At 76.1% G+C, this 16,431-nt stretch carries 17 protein-coding genes and 1 pseudogene; 11 read left to right on the top strand and 7 right to left on the bottom strand.

The window, feature by feature from the left end; all coding sequences use genetic code 11:
- Positions 1-6: 6 nt before the first annotated feature.
- Positions 7-1,713, bottom strand: coding sequence for a RecQ family ATP-dependent DNA helicase (locus ACI79F_RS10020; protein ID WP_456544426.1), 1,707 nt, complete (start codon positions 1,711-1,713; stop codon positions 7-9).
- Between the two features lie 776 nt (positions 1,714-2,489).
- On the opposite strand from ACI79F_RS10020, the gene ACI79F_RS10025 reads away from it, so the two are divergent.
- The 8 genes and pseudogenes from ACI79F_RS10025 to ACI79F_RS10060 all read left to right on the top strand — a co-directional run bounded on the left by ACI79F_RS10025 (position 2,490) and on the right by ACI79F_RS10060 (position 8,732).
- A complete protein-coding gene (locus ACI79F_RS10025) occupies positions 2,490-4,352 on the top strand; it encodes a DUF222 domain-containing protein (RefSeq protein ID WP_456544427.1) in 1,863 nt (620 codons plus the stop codon).
- 238 nt (positions 4,353-4,590) lie between these two features.
- A complete protein-coding gene (locus tag ACI79F_RS10030) occupies positions 4,591-4,986 on the top strand; it encodes a TOBE domain-containing protein (protein WP_456544428.1) in 396 nt (131 codons plus the stop codon).
- Positions 4,987-5,036: 50 nt separating this feature from the next.
- Complete coding sequence (modA, locus tag ACI79F_RS10035; RefSeq protein ID WP_456544429.1) at positions 5,037-5,831, top strand: molybdate ABC transporter substrate-binding protein; 795 nt, start codon at positions 5,037-5,039, stop codon at positions 5,829-5,831.
- Entirely contained in the window at positions 5,828-6,634 is an 807-nt protein-coding gene (locus tag ACI79F_RS10040) for an ABC transporter permease (RefSeq protein ID WP_456544430.1), read from the top strand. The genes modA and ACI79F_RS10040 overlap by 4 nt, the downstream gene beginning before the upstream one ends.
- A gap of 59 nt (positions 6,635-6,693) precedes the next feature.
- Positions 6,694-7,107: pseudogene (locus ACI79F_RS10045) on the top strand (ABC transporter ATP-binding protein); the annotation flags it as partial.
- A gap of 120 nt (positions 7,108-7,227) precedes the next feature.
- Positions 7,228-7,683 (top strand): TOBE domain-containing protein, encoded by a 456-nt coding sequence (locus ACI79F_RS10050; protein ID WP_456544444.1) that lies wholly within the window; start codon positions 7,228-7,230, stop codon positions 7,681-7,683.
- Between the two features lie 12 nt (positions 7,684-7,695).
- Positions 7,696-8,313, top strand: coding sequence for a nucleotidyltransferase family protein (locus tag ACI79F_RS10055; RefSeq protein WP_456544431.1), 618 nt, complete (start codon positions 7,696-7,698; stop codon positions 8,311-8,313).
- Entirely contained in the window at positions 8,310-8,732 is a 423-nt protein-coding gene (locus ACI79F_RS10060) for a molybdenum cofactor biosynthesis protein MoaE (protein WP_456544432.1), read from the top strand. Before ACI79F_RS10055 ends, ACI79F_RS10060 begins: the two co-directional genes overlap by 4 nt.
- 4 nt (positions 8,733-8,736) lie before the next feature.
- On the opposite strand, the gene ACI79F_RS10065 is transcribed toward ACI79F_RS10060, so the two are convergent.
- From ACI79F_RS10065 to moaA, 4 genes are all read right to left on the bottom strand, one after another.
- Positions 8,737-9,264 carry a GAF domain-containing protein gene (locus ACI79F_RS10065; RefSeq protein ID WP_456544433.1) on the bottom strand — a complete coding sequence of 176 codons (528 nt, stop codon included), beginning with the start codon at positions 9,262-9,264 and terminating at the stop codon, positions 8,737-8,739.
- Between the two features lie 79 nt (positions 9,265-9,343).
- On the bottom strand, positions 9,344-9,556 hold the full coding sequence (locus ACI79F_RS10070) for a hypothetical protein (protein WP_456544434.1): 213 nt from the start codon (positions 9,554-9,556) through the stop codon (positions 9,344-9,346).
- A 4-nt stretch (positions 9,557-9,560) separates the two neighbouring features.
- Positions 9,561-9,803, bottom strand: a complete 243-nt coding sequence (locus ACI79F_RS10075) for a MoaD/ThiS family protein (RefSeq protein WP_456544435.1) — start codon at positions 9,801-9,803, stop codon at positions 9,561-9,563.
- Positions 9,804-9,889: 86 nt separating this feature from the next.
- Entirely contained in the window at positions 9,890-10,942 is a 1,053-nt protein-coding gene (gene moaA / locus ACI79F_RS10080; protein WP_456544436.1) for a GTP 3',8-cyclase MoaA, read from the bottom strand.
- Between the two features lie 162 nt (positions 10,943-11,104).
- Between moaA and ACI79F_RS10085 the strand changes: the two genes are divergently transcribed.
- On the top strand, positions 11,105-12,358 hold the full coding sequence (locus tag ACI79F_RS10085) for an MFS transporter (protein WP_456544437.1): 1,254 nt from the start codon (positions 11,105-11,107) through the stop codon (positions 12,356-12,358).
- Between the two features lie 68 nt (positions 12,359-12,426).
- Complete coding sequence (locus tag ACI79F_RS10090) at positions 12,427-13,266, top strand: aldo/keto reductase (RefSeq protein WP_456544438.1); 840 nt, start codon at positions 12,427-12,429, stop codon at positions 13,264-13,266.
- Positions 13,267-13,314: 48 nt separating this feature from the next.
- Here ACI79F_RS10090 and ACI79F_RS10095 read toward each other — a convergent pair whose 3' ends face one another.
- Both ACI79F_RS10095 and ACI79F_RS10100 read right to left on the bottom strand, forming a co-directional pair.
- On the bottom strand, positions 13,315-14,736 hold the full coding sequence (locus ACI79F_RS10095; RefSeq protein ID WP_456544439.1) for a hypothetical protein: 1,422 nt from the start codon (positions 14,734-14,736) through the stop codon (positions 13,315-13,317).
- A 36-nt stretch (positions 14,737-14,772) separates the two neighbouring features.
- The gene (locus tag ACI79F_RS10100) at positions 14,773-15,582 is read right to left on the bottom strand and encodes a DUF3097 domain-containing protein (protein WP_456544440.1); all 810 of its coding nucleotides are present in this window, start codon (positions 15,580-15,582) and stop codon (positions 14,773-14,775) included.
- 326 nt (positions 15,583-15,908) lie between these two features.
- On the opposite strand from ACI79F_RS10100, the gene ACI79F_RS10105 reads away from it, so the two are divergent.
- On the top strand, positions 15,909-16,431 hold a 523-nt coding region (locus tag ACI79F_RS10105), incomplete at its 3' end, for a PRC-barrel domain-containing protein (protein ID WP_456544441.1).

A 16,431-nucleotide genomic window follows, 5' to 3' on the forward strand; every position in this document is an offset into this window, starting at 1 on the left:
CGGGGGTCAGGCGGGGCTGCGGGGCCGGAGCAGGTCGTTGTCGAGGACCGCGGCCAGCGCCAGCGTCTTGTAGCCGACCTCCTCGAAGAGGACGACGACGCGGTCGTCCTCGACCCGCATGACGATGCCCGGCCCCCACTCGGCGTGCTCGACCGGCGTCTGGGCGGGGAAGGGGTTGTCGTCGCCGGCGGCGGGCTGCTCGCTGGAGAGCCCGGCCGAGCAGTTGTCGCAGTTCCCGCACGGCTCCTCGAGCTGCTCGCCGAAGTAGCCGAGCAGGAACTGCCGGCGGCACTCGGTGGTCTCGGCGTAGCCGCGCATCATCTCCACGCGGCTCTGGTCGACCCGCTCGTGGTGCTCGGCGAGCTCCCTGGCCGCTGCGGCCGCATCTGACGGGCTCGGGGCCCCGTCCGCCGGGTGCGCGGCGCCCTCCTCGTCCAGGACGACGGCGGAGACCTGCTCCAGCAGGTTGAGGTCGCGCGCGAGGGGCGTGGCGCCGCGGCCGGTCTCCTCGCGCAGTTGCTTGATCTCCACGCCGTCGTCCAGGCCGGCGGCAGGCGCGGCGGCGACCAGACCGGCCACCTGCTGCAGCTCCTCCTCGGCGGGGGCGCCGGCGGCGAAGAACCGGCGCAGGCCCAGGTCCTCCTGGCGGTAGACCAGCACGGCGAGGGCGGGCTCCCCGTCCCGGCCCGCGCGGCCGATCTCCTGGTAGTAGCTGTCCAGCGAGTCCGCCGGCTCGGCGTGGACCACGAAGCGGGTGTCGGGCTTGTCGATGCCCATACCGAACGCGGTCGTGGCGACGACGACGTCCAGCTCGTCGTCCATGAAGGCGCGCTGGGTGTCCTCGCGATCGGCCTTGCGCAGGCCGGCGTGGTAGGGCCGGGCGCGCAGGCCGCGCTCGGTCAGGTCGGCGGCGACCTCCTCGGTGCCCTTGCGGGTCGCGCTGTAGACGATGCCGGGCACGTGCCCCTCGCCCACCTCGGCGAGCACCCGGTCGAGCACCGCCTGGTGCTTGCCGTGCGCGTCGGCGTGCTGCTCGACCTCCAGCCGGATCTCCGGCCGGTCGAACCCGGCGACGACCACCGCGGGGTCGCGCATGCCGAGCCGCTCGACGATCTCGGCGCGCACGGGCGGGGCCGCCGTGGCGGTCAGGGCCAGCACCGTGGGGTGGCCGAGCTGCTCGATGACCGTGCCCAGCCGCAGGTAGTCCGGGCGGAAGTCGTGCCCCCAGGCGGAGACGCAGTGCGCCTCGTCGACGACGAACAACGCCGGCGAGGCCTCGGCGACGGCCTCGACGACCTCGGGCTTGGCCAGCTGCTCCGGCGCCAGGAACAGGTAGCGGACCGTTCCGTCCGCCAGCCCCTCCAGCGCGTCCCGCTGGTCGCCCGCCGAGAGGCTGGAGTTCAGCTGTGCGGGCCGGCCCTCCAGCCCGTCGGTCTCGGTCAGCCGCTCGACCTGGTCGCGCTGCAGCGCGATGAGGGGTGACACCACGAGCACCGGGCCGTCGAGGAGTTGGCCGGCGACCTGGTAGACCGCCGTCTTCCCGGCGCCGCTCGGCAGCACCCCCAGGGTGTCCCGGCCGGCGAGGACGGCCTGCATCGCCTCCTCCTGGCCGGGACGGAACTCCTCGAAGCCCAGGAGGTCACGGGCGACCTCGCGGAGCCGGCGGGTGCGGACGGAGGCGGTCTTCCCCGCGGGGTTGCTGGTGGGTGGCACCGCGTGCCGCTGCCCGGGCGCCGTGATCGACAAACGACGGCCGGGGCGGAGGGCGGCGCACCCGGTGGTGGGCGGGCGGGCGTGGCGGTCGGGAAGCTGTGATCCCCGGGGTCTCAGCACGAGCCGACCATGGCCCATGGAGGCGACGGATCCAGTTGCGTGCCCACAGCCCTGACCGTTGTCCACAGACCCGTTCGCGCTGGTCAGGCGGACGCCCAACGGTTACAATCGAACACGTGTACGAGGACTGGTTGTCGGCCGAGGAGGCCGACCCGACGTCTCTGGAGGTGGCCCTCCTCGACCTCCTGAGCGAGTCGTCGGCGACGCGGATCACGGTCTGCAGGCCTCGGGGCCAGTGGATCCTCGAGGCGGTGCACGGGCGTCGTGCGCACACCGCCGATTCGTGCTCCGGTGCGGCTGCACCGGACGTTGCAGATCCCGATCCCACTTCTGTCTCGACTCCTGTCGACTGTCCTGCCGTCGCTCTCGCGGCTGCGACCGCTCCCGCTCCGGAGTCCGCGTCGGAGTCCACGCCGGGCCCTGCTCCCGCCCGCGCCGGCACTCCTGCTCCCGATGCTCCTCTCGCTCCTGCTCCCGATCCCGCTTCCGACCCGGGGTCCGCGTCGGAAGCCACGCCGGGCCCTGCTCCCGCGGGCGCCGGCACTCCTGCTCCTGATCTGTCCCCTGCGGCTCTGTCCCCTGCGGCGGCGGAGCCGGTGGACGGGCGGGCGCGGTTGCTGGATGAGGGTGCGGGGTGGCTGGACGCTGCGGCCGAGGTGGAGCGGGGGCTGGCGCAGCTGGCCGGGGCGCGGGTGCGGGCGCTGGCCGCGTTCGCCCGGTGCCGGCCGGTGGCGTGGGATCGGCAGCCGGGTGAGCCGGGGGCGGCGTCGGCGGCGTCTCGGGAGGCGCGGCCGGCGGCGCTGACCGCGGTCAGCGAGTGGGCCGCCGATGAGGTCGCCGCCCGGCTGCGGCTGCCCGCGGGTGCGGCGTCGGAGCTGCTGGTGGAGTCGGTGGAGCTGGTCGAGCAGCTGCCGGCCACGCTGGCGGCGCTGGAGGCCGGGGAGATCGGCTGGGCGCAGGCGCGGGCGCTGGTGGAGCTGCTGCGGCCGGTGGCCGCGGGCAAGAAGGCGGCGGTGCAGGCCCGGGTGCTGCCGCGCGCGCCGCGGCAGACGGTGGCCCAGCTGCGCGAGTGCACCCGGCGGGCGATCGCCCGGATCGACGCCGACGCCGCGCTGGCGCGGCTGGCCGCGGCGGTCCGCGGCCGGAAGGTGACCCTGCACGCCGGAGAGGACGGCATGGCGGTGCTCACCGCGGTGCTGCCCGCCCCGGTCGCCCGGGCCTGCCACGAGGCGCTGCGCGGCTACGCCACCGCCACCGCCGACACCAGCGCCGACACCAGCGCCAACACCAGCGCCGACACCAGCGCCAGCGCCGCCGCCGGCACCGGCGCGGCCGCGGGCGGCGGGCCGCCCGATCCGCGCAGCAGCGACGAGCGGATGGCCGACACCTTCGCCGATCTGCTGCTGCGCCCCGACGCCGAGGGCCGTGCCCCGGTGCGGGTGCTGCTCACCGTCGTCGCCCGCGCCGGCACCCTCACCGGCACCGGGCCCGACGCCGACGAGCCCGGCGAGCTCGACGGCCACACCGTGCCCGCGCCCCTGGTCCGCGAACTCGCCCACACCCTCGGCCTCCTACCCCGCCCGAACCGCGACCCCGAGGTCGTCCCGGCGGCGGACGAAGCGGACCTCACGGCCGACACGGTCGGTGACCCACCGGCCGTAGGCGCGGAGCCGGCTCAGGCGGCCCCGTCGACCGACGATGCGGTGCCGGCCCAGGGCGCGGTGCCGGCCCAGGACGTGGCGCTCCTCGAGACTGTGGCGCCGACCGAGGGGGTCGGGTCGGACAAGGAGGCGCTGCCGGCCGAGGACGTGGTGTCCCCCGACGGCGCGCCGCCGGCCGAGGAGCCCGCGCCGGCCGAGCAGATCGCGCCGACCGAGCAGGTTGTGCTGGCTGAGGCGGCGCTGGCCCGGCTGCTCGACCTCCGGCGGCTGGGCGACACCGCGCTGGCCGAACGGCCGCGGATCGCGCTGACCGACCCGCTGACCGGCTGCCTGCTCGCACTCACCGACAGCATCGAGCTCCGCGCCGCCGCCCGCGACGGCACCGGCCTCGGGCCACCACCGGAGACCCCCGGCTACACCCCCTCCGCTCCACTGGACCGGTTCGTCCGCCTGCGCGACCGCCGCTGCCGCTTCCCCGGCTGCCGCGCCCGCGCCCGCCGCGGCGACCTCGACCACCGCATCCCCCACCCGCACGGCCCCACCGCCCACACCAACCTCGAAGCCCTCTGCGAACACCACCACCGGCTGTCCCACCAGGCCCCGGGCTGGCGCCTGGAAGGACGCCCCGACCAGGCCCTGATCTGGGTGCTGCCCGGCGGCACCCGAATCACCACCGCCCCGCCCAGCTTCGGCACCGACGACGGCAGCCAACCCACACCCGCGCCGGCCACGGACACCGGCGGAGCACCATCGGCCATCGACTGGAGGCGGCTCACCCCCGAGGAACGCCGCGAACGCATCCGGATGGCGGTCTGTGGCAGGCCCGCGCAGCCAGCGGACGAGCCAGCACCCTTCTGATCAGCTGAGGCCGGCCGCCATGATCAGCAGGCCAGGGACGCTCACGCGTCAGGTGGGCGGGCCCGGCGGCGCGCCCGCTGCACCAGAAGCGAGGTGGCGAGTGGATCGTCGGGGTCCAGGTCGGCCGCCACGCTGACGAGCACCGCGGTGCCGAGCGACGAGAGCCACGCGGCGCGGGACGCCGGATGCCGATCTAGCACGGCGTCGGTTCAGCGGACAGTGGCTACCGTCTGCCGTCATGGCCGCCACCTACCGGATCGCCGAGGCCGCCGAGCTGCTCGGTGTCAGCGACGACACCGTCCGGCGGTGGATCGACAGCGGCCGGCTCGCCGCCCGCCGCGACGCGGGCGGCCCGGCGGTCGTGGACGGCGCGGCGCTCGCCGCGGTGGCTACCCAGCTGCACGAGGCACCGGAGCCCGGCGCCACCCGCAACTCCTCCGCGCGCAACCGCCTGGCCGGCATCGTGACGCGCGTCGTCCGGGACACCGTCATGGCGCAGGTCGAGATCCAGGCCGGGCCGTTCCGGCTCGTCTCGCTGATGTCCCGGGAGGCAGCCGACGACCTCGGCCTCGAGCCCGGCGTCCGCGCGGTCGCCACGGTCAAGGCGACCCAGGTCAGCGTCGACGTCCCCTGACCGGCGGAGTCTCCGCGCCTGCGGAGCCCGGCCGCCGCTAGTCTCCGCACGTGCGGATCTCCTCCCGTGTCCTGACCGCCGCCCTCGCGGCCGCCCTCCTCGCCGGCTGCGGGGCGGACGACGACGCCGGCGGCGGCGCGGGCGCGGGGGAGACGAGCGCCGGTGGGCTCGGCGGCACCCTGACCGTCTTCGCCGCGGCCTCGCTCACCGACGTCTTCACCGACCTCGGCGAGCGGCTCGAGGCCGACAACCCTGGCCTGGACGTGCAGTTCAACTTCGCCGGCAGCTCCGCGCTGGCCACCCAGATCACCCAGGGCGCCCCCGCCGACGTCTTCGCGTCGGCCAATCCCGCCCAGATGACCGTGGTGGCCGACGCCGGCCTCGCCGCCGGGGACCCGGAGGTGTTCACGTCGAACGTCCTCGAGATCGCCGTCCCCGCGGGCAACCCCGCGGGCGTGACCGGGCTGGCCGACTTCGCCCGGGAGGAGCTCACCCTGGCCGTCTGCGCCCCCGAGGTCCCGTGCGGCGCCGCGACCGAGGACGTCCTCGCCGCCGCCCGTGTCACCGCCGTCCCGGACACCCAGGAGGAGGACGTGCGCGCGGCCCTCACCAAGGTCGAGCTGGGCGAGGTCGACGCCGCGCTCGTGTACGCCACCGACGTCGTCGCGGCCGGCGACGCCGTGGAGGGGATCGCGTTCCCCGAGGCGGACGACGCCGTCAACGACTACCCGGTCTGCGTGCTCGCCGACGCCCCCAACCCCGGCGCCGCACGGGCCTTCGTCGACCTGGTGCTCTCCGACGAGGGGCAGGCCGCGCTGACCGACGCCGGCTTCCGCGCCCCGTGAGGCGCCGCCGGGAGGGCGCCGTCCCGGCCCCGCTGCTCGTCCCGGCCGTCCTGGCCGTCGCCTTCCTCGTCCTGCCGCTGGTCGGCCTGCTGGTCCGGACGCCGTGGAGCGACCTGTGGCCGCAGCTCACCAGCCCGGGCGTGGGGCAGGCGCTGCGGCTGTCCCTGCTCTCCGCGACCCTCGCCACCGCGGTCTCCCTGGTGCTCGGCGTCCCGCTCGCCTGGGTGCTCGCCCGCTCCCGGATCCGCGGCCGCGGCGTCCTCCGGGCGCTGGTGACGGTCCCCCTGGTACTGCCCCCGGTCGTCGGCGGCGTCGCGCTGTTCCTCGTGCTCGGCCGCCAGGGCATCGTCGGCCGCTGGCTGGACGAGGCCCTCGGCGTCACGATCCCGTTCACCACCACGGCGGTGGTGATCGCCGAGACCTTCGTCGCCATGCCGTTCCTCGTCATCAGCGTCGAAGGCGCCCTGCGCGCGGCCGACGCCCGCTACGAGGAGGCCGCGGCCACTCTCGGCGCCGACCGGTGGACCACCTTCCGCCGGGTCACCCTGCCCCTGGTGGCGCCGGGCATCGCCGCCGGCGCCGTCCTCTGCTGGGCCCGCGCGCTGGGCGAGTTCGGCGCCACCATCACCTTCGCCGGCAACTTCCCGGGGACGACGCAGACGATGCCGCTGGCCGTCTACCTGGCGCTGCAGCGCGACCCGGAGTCGGCGATCGTCCTCTCGCTGGTGCTGCTCACCGTCTCGCTCGCCACGCTGCTGCTCCTCCGCGGCCGGTGGCTGGGGCGCGCCGGAGCCGCACCGTGAGCCTCGCCGCGGAGGTCCGCGTGCGGCGGGGGTCGTTCCACGTGGAACTCGACGTCCAGGTGGCCGACGGTGAGGTCCTCGCCGTCCTCGGGCCCAACGGCGCGGGCAAGTCCACCCTGCTGCGCGTCCTCGCCGGGCTGCTCCCACCCGACGGCGGCCGGGTCGCGGTGGACGGCGAGCCGTGGGACGACGTCCCCGCCGGCGTGCACCTCCCGCCGCACCGCCGCCGGCTGGGCATGGTCTTCCAGGACCACCTGCTCTTCCCGCACCTGACCGTGGTCGACAACGTGGCCTTCGGGCTGCGCACCCGCGGCGCCGGCCGCCGCGAGGCCCGCGAGGCCGCCGCGCGGTGGCTCGAGCGGGTCGAGCTCGGCGAGCTGGGCGGCCGCCGTCCCGGGCAGCTCTCCGGCGGCCAGGCGCAGCGGGTCGCCCTCGCCCGCGCGCTGGCCGGCGAGCCCGCGCTGCTGCTGCTCGACGAGCCGCTGTCGGCGCTGGACGCGCGCACCCGGCTCACCGTCCGCGCCGAGCTGCGCCGTCACCTGGGCGCCTTCCCCGGCAGCACCGTGCTGGTCACCCACGACCCGGTCGACGCCATGGCCCTGGCCGACCGCGTCGTGGTGGTCGAGGAGGGCCGGGTGGTGCAGGCCGGCCCGCCCGGGGAGGTGGCCCGCCGCCCGCGCACCGACTACGTCGCCCGGCTGGTCGGCCTCGCGCTGCTGCCCGGCACCGGCGAGGGGACGACGGTGCGCCTGGACGGCGGCGGCCGGGTCGCGGTGGCCGAGCCCGCCGCCGGGCCGGTGTTCGTCGCCGTCCGGCCGGAGTCGGTCGCGCTCTACCCCGAGCCGCCGCACGGCAGCCCGCGCAACGTCTGGCCGGTCGTGGTGGCCAGCGCCACCCCGCACGGCGCGACCGTGCGCTGCGAGCTCGACGGCGAGGTGCCGCTGCTGGCCGACGTCACCGCCGGCGCCTTCGCCGAGCTGGGCCTGGCCCCCGGCGCGCGGCTGTGGGCGAGCGTGAAGGCCGCCGAGGTCGCCGTCTACCAGCGCTGAGAGGCTGGTCCCATGGCCCCGCCCACCCCGACCACCGCCGCCCTCGTCCTGGCCGCCGGCGGCGGCCGCCGGTACGGGATGCCCAAGGCGCTGGTCGAGTACGAGGGCAGCCTCCTGGTCGAGCGGGCGGTGCGAACGGCGCGCGCGGTCTGCGACCCGGTGCTCGTCGTCCTCGGCGCCCGCGCGGTCGACGTCTGGCGGACGGCGGACCTCGACGGCGCGACCGTGCTGGCCAACGCCGAGTGGGAGACCGGCATGGCGTCCTCGCTGCGCACCGGCCTGGACGGCCTGCGCTCCTGGTCCGTGGCGGCGGGGCCCCGGGGTGGGGGAGCCATCGACGCGGCGCTGGTGACCCTGGTCGACATGCCCGGCATGACGCCCGCGGCGCTGCAGCGGGTGGCGGAGCACGCCGCCCCCGCTGCGCTGGCGATCGCCACCTACGACGGCGTCCGCGGCCACCCCGTGCTGCTCGGCCGCGACCACTGGGCCGGCGTGGCCGCCACGGCGACCGGGGACGAGGGGGCCCGCCGCTACCTCGCCGGGCATGCCGTCACCGAGGTCGACTGCACCGGCCTGGCCGATCCGGTCGACCTCGACGTGCCGCCGGGCGGGGTACCGTCGGCGCCGTGACCAGCCCGATGATCGCCCGGGTCGTCGACGAGCCGCTCTCGGTGGCCGAGCACGAGGACGCCGTGGCCGACAAGGCGGCCGGCGCCGTCGTCTCCTTCGCGGGCGTCGTCCGCGACCACGACGGCGGCCGGTCGGTGACCGAGCTGGAGTACGTCGGGCACCCCAGCGCGGACGAGGTCATCCGGCAGCTGGCGGAGGAGTTCGCGGCGCGGCCCGGGGTCCAGGCGGTCGCCGTCTCGCACCGCATCGGCCTGCTGGGCATCGGCGACGTCGCCCTGGCCTGCGCAGTCAGCGCGGCCCACCGCGGCGCGGCGTTCACCGCCTGCGCCGAGCTCGTCGACGAGGTGAAGAAGCGGCTGCCGATCTGGAAGCGGCAGGTCTTCACCGACGGCGCGGAGGAGTGGGTGGCCTGCCCCTAGGGGCTCACCGGCTCACCGCGTGAGGGTTGGCCGCCGCGGCGGGCGGCTCCTCGGGCACCGGCCCGGGGTCCATCCCGGCGGCCAGCAGCGTGCTGAGCATCCGCGCGACGTGCTCCACCAGCGGCAGGTCGCGGGCCGCGCTGAGCGGCCGGGCGCGGAACCCCAGCGCGCACACCGTGCCGAACAGCTCGCCGTCCCGGCCGACCACGGGCACGCCCAGGTAGGCGGCGACCGGCAGGCCCTCGGCGGGCAGCCGGCTGGCGTACTCGGGCACGGCCGCGGTCACGGTCGCCACCCGCGGCGCCTCGCCGCTCACCATCTGCCGGCAGAAGCTGTCCTCCCACGGGTAGCTCAGCCCCGGCCGCACGGCCTCGGCCGGCTCCGCGTACAGGACGACCTGCCGGTCCCCGACCACGCGGGTGACCATCCAGACGTCCCAGGCGAGCTGGGTGTGCAGGAACCGCAGCGCCCCCGTGGCGGCGGCGCGCCAGTCGCGCCAGGGCGCCATGTCGGCGATCGCGGGGAGGGACATGGCGGGCTCTCCTCACCCGTCGGACGCGGGGTCCCGACGGATCCGTCGGTCGTCGTCCAGGCCTGCTCCGCCCGGGCGCTCAGCGGGCGCCGGCGAGGCCGTCGTCGCCGTGCTTGCGGGCCTCCTCGGCGGCCTCCTCGCGCTCGGCCTCCTCTTCCTCGACCTCGCCCTCGATGCGTCGCGCCTCGCCGTCGAGGGTGGCCGCGGCGTCACCGTGCGACTCCCCGTAGAGCTGCTCGGCGCGTCCCAGCAGCTGCTCGGCCTTGGCCTTGGCCTTGTCGAAGAGGCTCATGGGGTCATCCTCCTGCGAAGGGCGGCAGCACGTCGACCACGGAACCGGGCGGGAGCGCGGTGCGCGGGTCGCGCGCCTGCGCCCCGTCGACGAGGAACGAGCAGGCGGTCAGCACCCGCTCCAGCTTCGCGCCGTGGGCCTGCGCCATCTGCCGCACCAGCTCCTCGAGCGTGCCGGCCGCCCGGGCCTCGGTCTCCACGCCGGCGGCGGCGCGGGCCCCGGCGAAGTAGCGCACGGTGACGGTCACGGTGCCCTCGGGTTCGCTCCCGCGGGGCGCTCCGCTCCTCGCTCGCTGGCGCTCGCTGCGATGCTCACGCCCCTGTCCGCTCACGGTCAGCCGCCGATCGCCGACATCGGCCGGCTGGGCTGCAGGAAGCTCGGGTCGTCGATGCCGTGCCCGGGCAGCTTGCCCAGCGTGGCGACCCGCCAGCGGTCGGCCAGCTCGTCGTCGGAGGCGCCGGCCCGCAGCGCCGTCCGCAGGTCGGACTCCTCGCGCGCGAACAGGCAGTTGCGGATCTGCCCGTCGGCGGTGAGCCGGGTGCGGTCGCAGCTGCCGCAGAACGACCGGGTGACCGAGGCGATGATCCCGACCGTGGCCGGGCCGCCGTCGACCAGCCAGCGCTCGGCCGGGGCCGAGCCGCGCTCCTCGGTGTCCGGGGTGAGCGTGTGCGCGGCCGACAGGCGCTCGAGGATGTCCTCGGCGGTGACCATCCGCCCGCGGGTCCAGGCGTGGTGGGCGTCGAGCGGCATCTGCTCGATGAACCGCAGCTGGTAGCCGCGCTCGAGGCAGAAGTCGAGCAGCGGCAGGGCGTCGACGTCGTTGAGGCCGTGCAGCAGGACGGCGTTGACCTTCACCGGCGTCAGCCCGGCGGCCTGGGCGGCGGCCAGCCCGGCGAGGACGTCGTCCAGCCGATCGCGGTGGGTGAGCTGCTTGAACCGGGCCGGGTCGAGGGTGTCGAGGCTGACGTTGATCCGGTCGAGGCCGGCCTCGGCCAGCGCGGGTGCCATCCGGGCCAGGCCGATGGCGTTGGTCGTCAGGCTGACCTCGGGCCGCGGGGCGAGGGCGGTCGCCGCGGCGACGATGCCCGGCAGCCCGGGGCGCAGCAGCGGCTCGCCGCCGGTGAAGCGCACCTCGCGGATGCCCAGCCGCTCGACGCCGATCCGCACCAGCCGGACGATCTCCTCGTCGGTGAGCACCTCGACCTTGGGCAGCCAGTCCAGCCCCTCGGGCGGCATGCAGTACGTGCAGCGCAGGTTGCACCGGTCGGTCAGCGACACCCGCAGGTCGGTGGCCACCCGCCCGTAGCGGTCGACCAGGCCGCCGGTGCCGGGCACCGGATCGGGACGGCGCAGCACCGGGTCCGGGAGCGGGCTCGGCGAGGTCATCCCCCGAATGTAGTGCGGGACGGCGACGTCGGGCGCAGCGTCGCCCGTGCGGGGAAACCGCGGGCGGCCGGGCGGCCGGCGTTGCTACGGTCGCCGGGCCACCCGAGAGCCCGGCGGGTCCCACCCCGCACTCGCCTGTGGCCAGGAAGCGCGAGAACCGCAGTGTCAGCCCGCACCGTCTTCAGCCCCTACGCCCGCCTGTTCGCCGTCCCGGGGGCGCGGGCGTTCACCGCGGCCGGCTGGATCGCCCGCCTCCCGGCCCCGATGCTCGGCCTCGGCGCCGTGCTCCTGGTGGAGGGCGAGACCGGCAGCTACGGCCTGGCCGGCGCGGTGTCCGGCGTCCTGGCGCTCTGCTACGGCCTGGCCGGGCCGCAGTGGGGGCGGGCCATGGACCGCCGCGGCCAGGGCCGCGTGCTGCGGCTGGCCATGGTCGCCTTCGCCGTCACCGGCGTCGCGTTCGTCGCCGCCGTCGTGGCGGGGACGCCGTCGTGGACGTGGTTCCTGCTCGCCGCGGCGGCCGGGGCCAGCGGCCCCAACATCGGCTCGCTGATCCGCGCGCGGTGGTCGGCGGCGCTGGACCCCGCCGGACGGCAGACGGCCTTCGCCTTCGAGGCGGTGGCCGACGAGGTCACCTTCGTCCTCGGCCCGCCGCTGGTGACCCTGCTGGCCACGCTGGTCGCCCCGCCGGTCGGGTTCCTCACCGGCATCGTGTCCGGGGTGGTCGGCGGCCTGTGGCTGTCCGCTCAGCGCGACACCGAGCCGCCGCGCACCCCGCTCGGCGCGGGCGGGCCCGGCCGGCGCCGGTCGGTGCTCACGCCGACCCTGCTCGTGGTCGTCGTCTCCTACCTGGCCGTCGGCGTGGTCTTCGGCTCCCTGGACGTCGTCGTCGTCGGCTTCGCCGAGGAGGAGGGCGTCCCGGCGCTGTCCGGAGCCGCGCTGGCGGTCTTCGCCGGGGGCAGCCTGGTCGCCGGCCTGGTGTACGGGCTGGCCCGGCTGCCGGGCACGCTGGCCGCCCGCTTCGTCGGGACGGCGGTCGCCTTCGGGCTGGCCGCCCAGCCGCTGTGGGGCGTCGGGTCGCTGCCGGTGCTCATCGGCTGCGGCTTCCTGGCCGGCCTGACCATCGCCCCCGTGCTCGTGTCGGGCACGTCGCTGGTCGAGTCCCGCGCCGCGCCCGGCGTGCTCACCGAGTCGCTGGCCTGGACCATCACCGGCCTGACGCTCGGGGTCACCGCGGGGTCGGCCCTGGCCGGCGCGGCCGTCGACGCCTGGGGCGCGGAGAGCGCGTTCGCCGTCCCGGCGCTCGGCGCGGCGCTGGCGGCCGTGCTCGCGCTGGCCGGCGCGCCGCTGCTGCGCCCGCGGCCCGGGGTGGCGCAGGCCGCACCGGGGGCACCGGTTGAGCGGGGGGTCGCGGGGTAGCGGCCGAGCGGAAGGAGGTGCGCGACCGGGTCGCGCGCTCCCACCGCGAGACCGAGAGGAACCACCCCGTGGCAACCGTGCCCACCATCCGCCTGAACAACGGCGTCGAGATCCCCCAGCTGGGCTTCGGCGTCTACCAGATCCCGCCGGCGGAGACCGCCGACGCGGTCACCACCGCGCTGGAGATCGGCTACCGCCACATCGACACCGCCGAGATGTACGGCAACGAGAAGGGCGTCGGCGAGGCGATCCGCCGTTCCGGGCTGGACCGCGGCGAGGTCTTCGTGACCAGCAAGCTGAACAACGGCTTCCACCGGCGGGACGACGCGCTGCGCGCGTTCGACCGGACGCTGGCCGACCTCGGCACCGACCACCTCGACCTGTTCCTGATCCACTGGCCGCTGCCGACGATCGACGTCGACTACGTGGAGACGTGGAAGGCGATGGAGGAGATCTACGCCGGCGGCCGCTGCCGCGCGATCGGCGTCTCCAACTTCAACCCGCACCACCTGCGCCGGCTGTTCGCCGAGACCGAGGTCCGGCCGGCGGTCAACCAGATCGAGGTGCACCCCTACCTCGTCCAGGACGACGTCCGGGCGTTCGGCGCCGAGCACCAGATCGTCACCGAGGCCTGGTCGCCCATCGCGCAGGGCAAGGTGCTCGACGACCCGGTGGTCGAGGAGGTGGCCGAGCGCCTCGGCCGGACCCCGGCGCAGGTCGTGCTGCGCTGGCACGTGCAGCGCGGCGACGTCGTCTTCCCGAAGTCGGTCACCCGCAGCCGGATCGAGGAGAACGTCGCCCTGTTCGACTTCGAGCTCGACCAGGACGCGATGACCGCCATCACCGCCCTCGACCGGAACGAGCGCACCGGCCCCGACCCCGACACGTTCGACTACGTGCCGCGCTGAGCCAGAGCGGAGTCGCTGGGTGACGGAAACCGTTCCCCAGCGACTCCGCTACACCGTCCGGCTGTGCAGGACGGTGCCGGCCGCGTCGTACGCCGTCGCGGTGACCGACCAGAAGACGTACGGCGGGGTGGGGGACGTCGACGCCGAGGTGACGTCGGGGAGGAACGCGCCCCAGACCCGTTCGCCGGGACGCGGCCCGACATCGGAGAGCACCGCCTCGCGGGTGCTCCCGTCGGGGCCGGTGACGGTGACCCGAGCCGTGCCTGGCGGGGCGACGCCACCGACGATCGACCCACCCACGTGGACGGCGACCTCACCCAGCGGCGGCGGGAGGACGGATCCGCCGCCTCCGCCGCCGGAGGTGAGGTCGACGTACGTGGCGCTCCAGTCCTCCATGCCGGGACACGGATTCGGGTACAGCTCGAACGACCAGCGGACGCCACCGTCGACGCCGCTGACGAAGCCGCTGTCCGGCCGGAGCGTCGGCACCTCCTCGCGGGTCGGCGGGCGCTCGAGGATCTCCTCGCGCGCCGCCTCGAACTCCGCCCACGTGGCCACGCGCAGGCCGGAGACCACCCGGTCGAGCAGGCCGCCCGCCTCCCCGGCCAGGTCCAGGGTCGCGACGGCCGCCAGGACCATGCCGTCCTCGGCCCACACCCGTCCCGGGGCCTCCGGCCCGCCGAGCTGGGTACCCCGCAGGACGCCCGCGGACCCCGGCCGGCCGCGCACCGGGGTGCCCGTCGCGTCGTCGACCCAGAACCCCCACAGGGCCGCGAGGCGGGGATCGGCGCGCACGGCGACGACGGAGATCCAGGTGGAGTCGCCCACGAGGAACACGTGCTCGCCCGGCCCGGCGCCGGGCCCGTCGGGCGGGCTGCCGGCGACCAGCGGCTCCAGCCCGGGCGGGACGGCGTCCGGCCCGAGCGTCGCCGTGGCCGAGCCGAAGTCGGCCCCCCGCGCCGCCGCGACGAGCTCGTCCTCGCCGATCCCCCGGCCGACGACGAACTCCACGGAGTCGTTCCCCTCGACCAGGACCCAGGTCCGGTCGGCGTCCCGGACCACGCGGCCGGTCCGTCCGCCGAGGTCGACCTGCTCGGCGGGGGCGTCGTGCCCGGGGCCGGCGATGGCCGCCGACCCCGCGCTCGTCCCGACCAGGAGGACCGGCCCGTCCAGGGTGTCGGCGAGCGCCGGGTCGCCGTACAGCGTGGCGCGCCCGGACGCGAGGCCGGGGTCCGGCGGGCTGTACCAGAGCTCGGTGGGCAGCAGGTCCCCCGGGACCGGGTCGACGAGGACGGGGGCCTCGAGCGGCTGGGTGTCGACGACGAGCTCGGCACCCCCGGCCGCCGGGCGGACGGGGCCCAGGTCGCGCGCGGCCGGGTCGGTGCCCCGAGCAGCGGCACCGCACCCGGTGAGGCACGCGGTCACGAGGGCGGTGAGCGCCGCCGTCCGCACGAGCGCCCCGGCCGCCACCCGAGCAGTCTGGCGTCTGCAGCGAGCTCCCGGGGCTCAGTCCGTCGTCACGAAGTCGATGAGCTCCTCGACGCGGCCGATCAGCGCCGGCTCGAGGTCGGTCCAGGTGCGGACGCGGGCCAGGATGCGCTGCGCCCACACGTAGCCGGTGTCGTCCTCCCAGCCCAGCCGGCGGCAGACGCCGGTCTTCCAGTCCTCGCCCTTCGGGACGGTCGGCCAGGCGCGGATCCCGACGACCTGCGGCTTCACCGCCTGCCAGATGTCGATGAACGGGTGGCCGACGACCAGCGCGTGCGCGCCGGTCACCTGCTCGGCGATCCGCGACTCCTTCGACCCCCTCACCAGGTGGTCGACCAGCACGCCCAGCCGCCGTCCCGCCGAGGGGCGGAAGTCGCGCACGATGCCGGGCAGGTCGTCGACGCCGTGCAGCGGCTCGACGACCACGCCCTCGATGCGCAGGTCGTGGCCCCACACCTTCTCGACGAGCTCGGCGTCGTGCTTGCCCTCGACGTAGATCCGGCCCTCGCGGGCCACGCGGGCCCGCGCGCCGGCGACGTAGGTCGACCCCGAGGCGCTGCGCGTCGGGGTCGCCGGGGCGGCCGGCTTCGGGCGGACGAGGACGACGGGGCGCCCGTCCACCCAGAAGCCCGGGCCCAGCGGGTAGCCGCGGACGCGCCCGAAGCGGTCCTCGAGGTGGACGACGTCCTTCTCGCAGCGCACCACCGCGCCGACGAACCCGGAGCTCGGGTCCTCGACGACGAGGTCGCGCTCGGCCTCGACCTGCGGGGCGGGCTTCTTCTCGGTCCGCGGGTGGACCAGGTCGTCGTAGGGGGAGCGAGGTGGCACGCGTCGAGTCTGTGCAGCGCTCCGGCGGACGGCGGGACGACGCGCCGGGCGCGCGACCGTGACACGCCCGGGCGACCGGGGGATGACGGAGTGTGACCGGATGTCCTGGACTTCCGGGCGTCCCTCTGCCCATGCGTCGTCCGAGCCCGTCCGGCCCGCGTGACCTGGGCCTTCGCCGTGATCGGGGGTCGACCGGACCGTCCGTTCCGGGCGGAGCGCCACGGCGGCTCCGGGCGTGTCGGAACGGGCGAGGCCGTTTCGTGATCTCCGGACAGGCAATGGCTTGGAGTGACCGCGTGACCACCACTGGATGGGAGCCAACCACCATGATCGGCACCGAGAGCATCAGCCGAGTGATCGGCCAGGACGTCTACGACGAGACCGGCAGCAAGATCGGTTCGGCGTCCGAGGTCTACCTCGACGACGAGACCGGGCAGCCGGAGTGGGTGACCGTACGCACCGGCCTGTTCGGCACGAAGGAGTCCTTCGTCCCGATCCGCAACGCGGACCTGACCAACGACGGCGTCCGCGTGCCGGTGAGCAAGGACCGCGTCAAGGACGCCCCCAAGATCGACACCGACGGGCACCTCTCCCCGCAGGAGGAGCAGGAGCTCTACCGCTACTACGGCCTGGACAGCGGCGCCGGTCACACCGACACCACCCGGACCGACACCACGACCGCGGGCCTGACCACCGGCACCGAGTCGACGACCGGCATGGCCACCACCGGCACCACGGGCGGCTACGAGACCCGCGGCACCGTCGGCCACGACACCTCCGGCCCGACCACCGACAGCGCGATGACCCGCTCCGAGGAGCACCTGTCGGTCGGCACCCGCAGCGAGGAGG

The organism is Blastococcus sp. SYSU D00868, assembly GCF_054050575.1.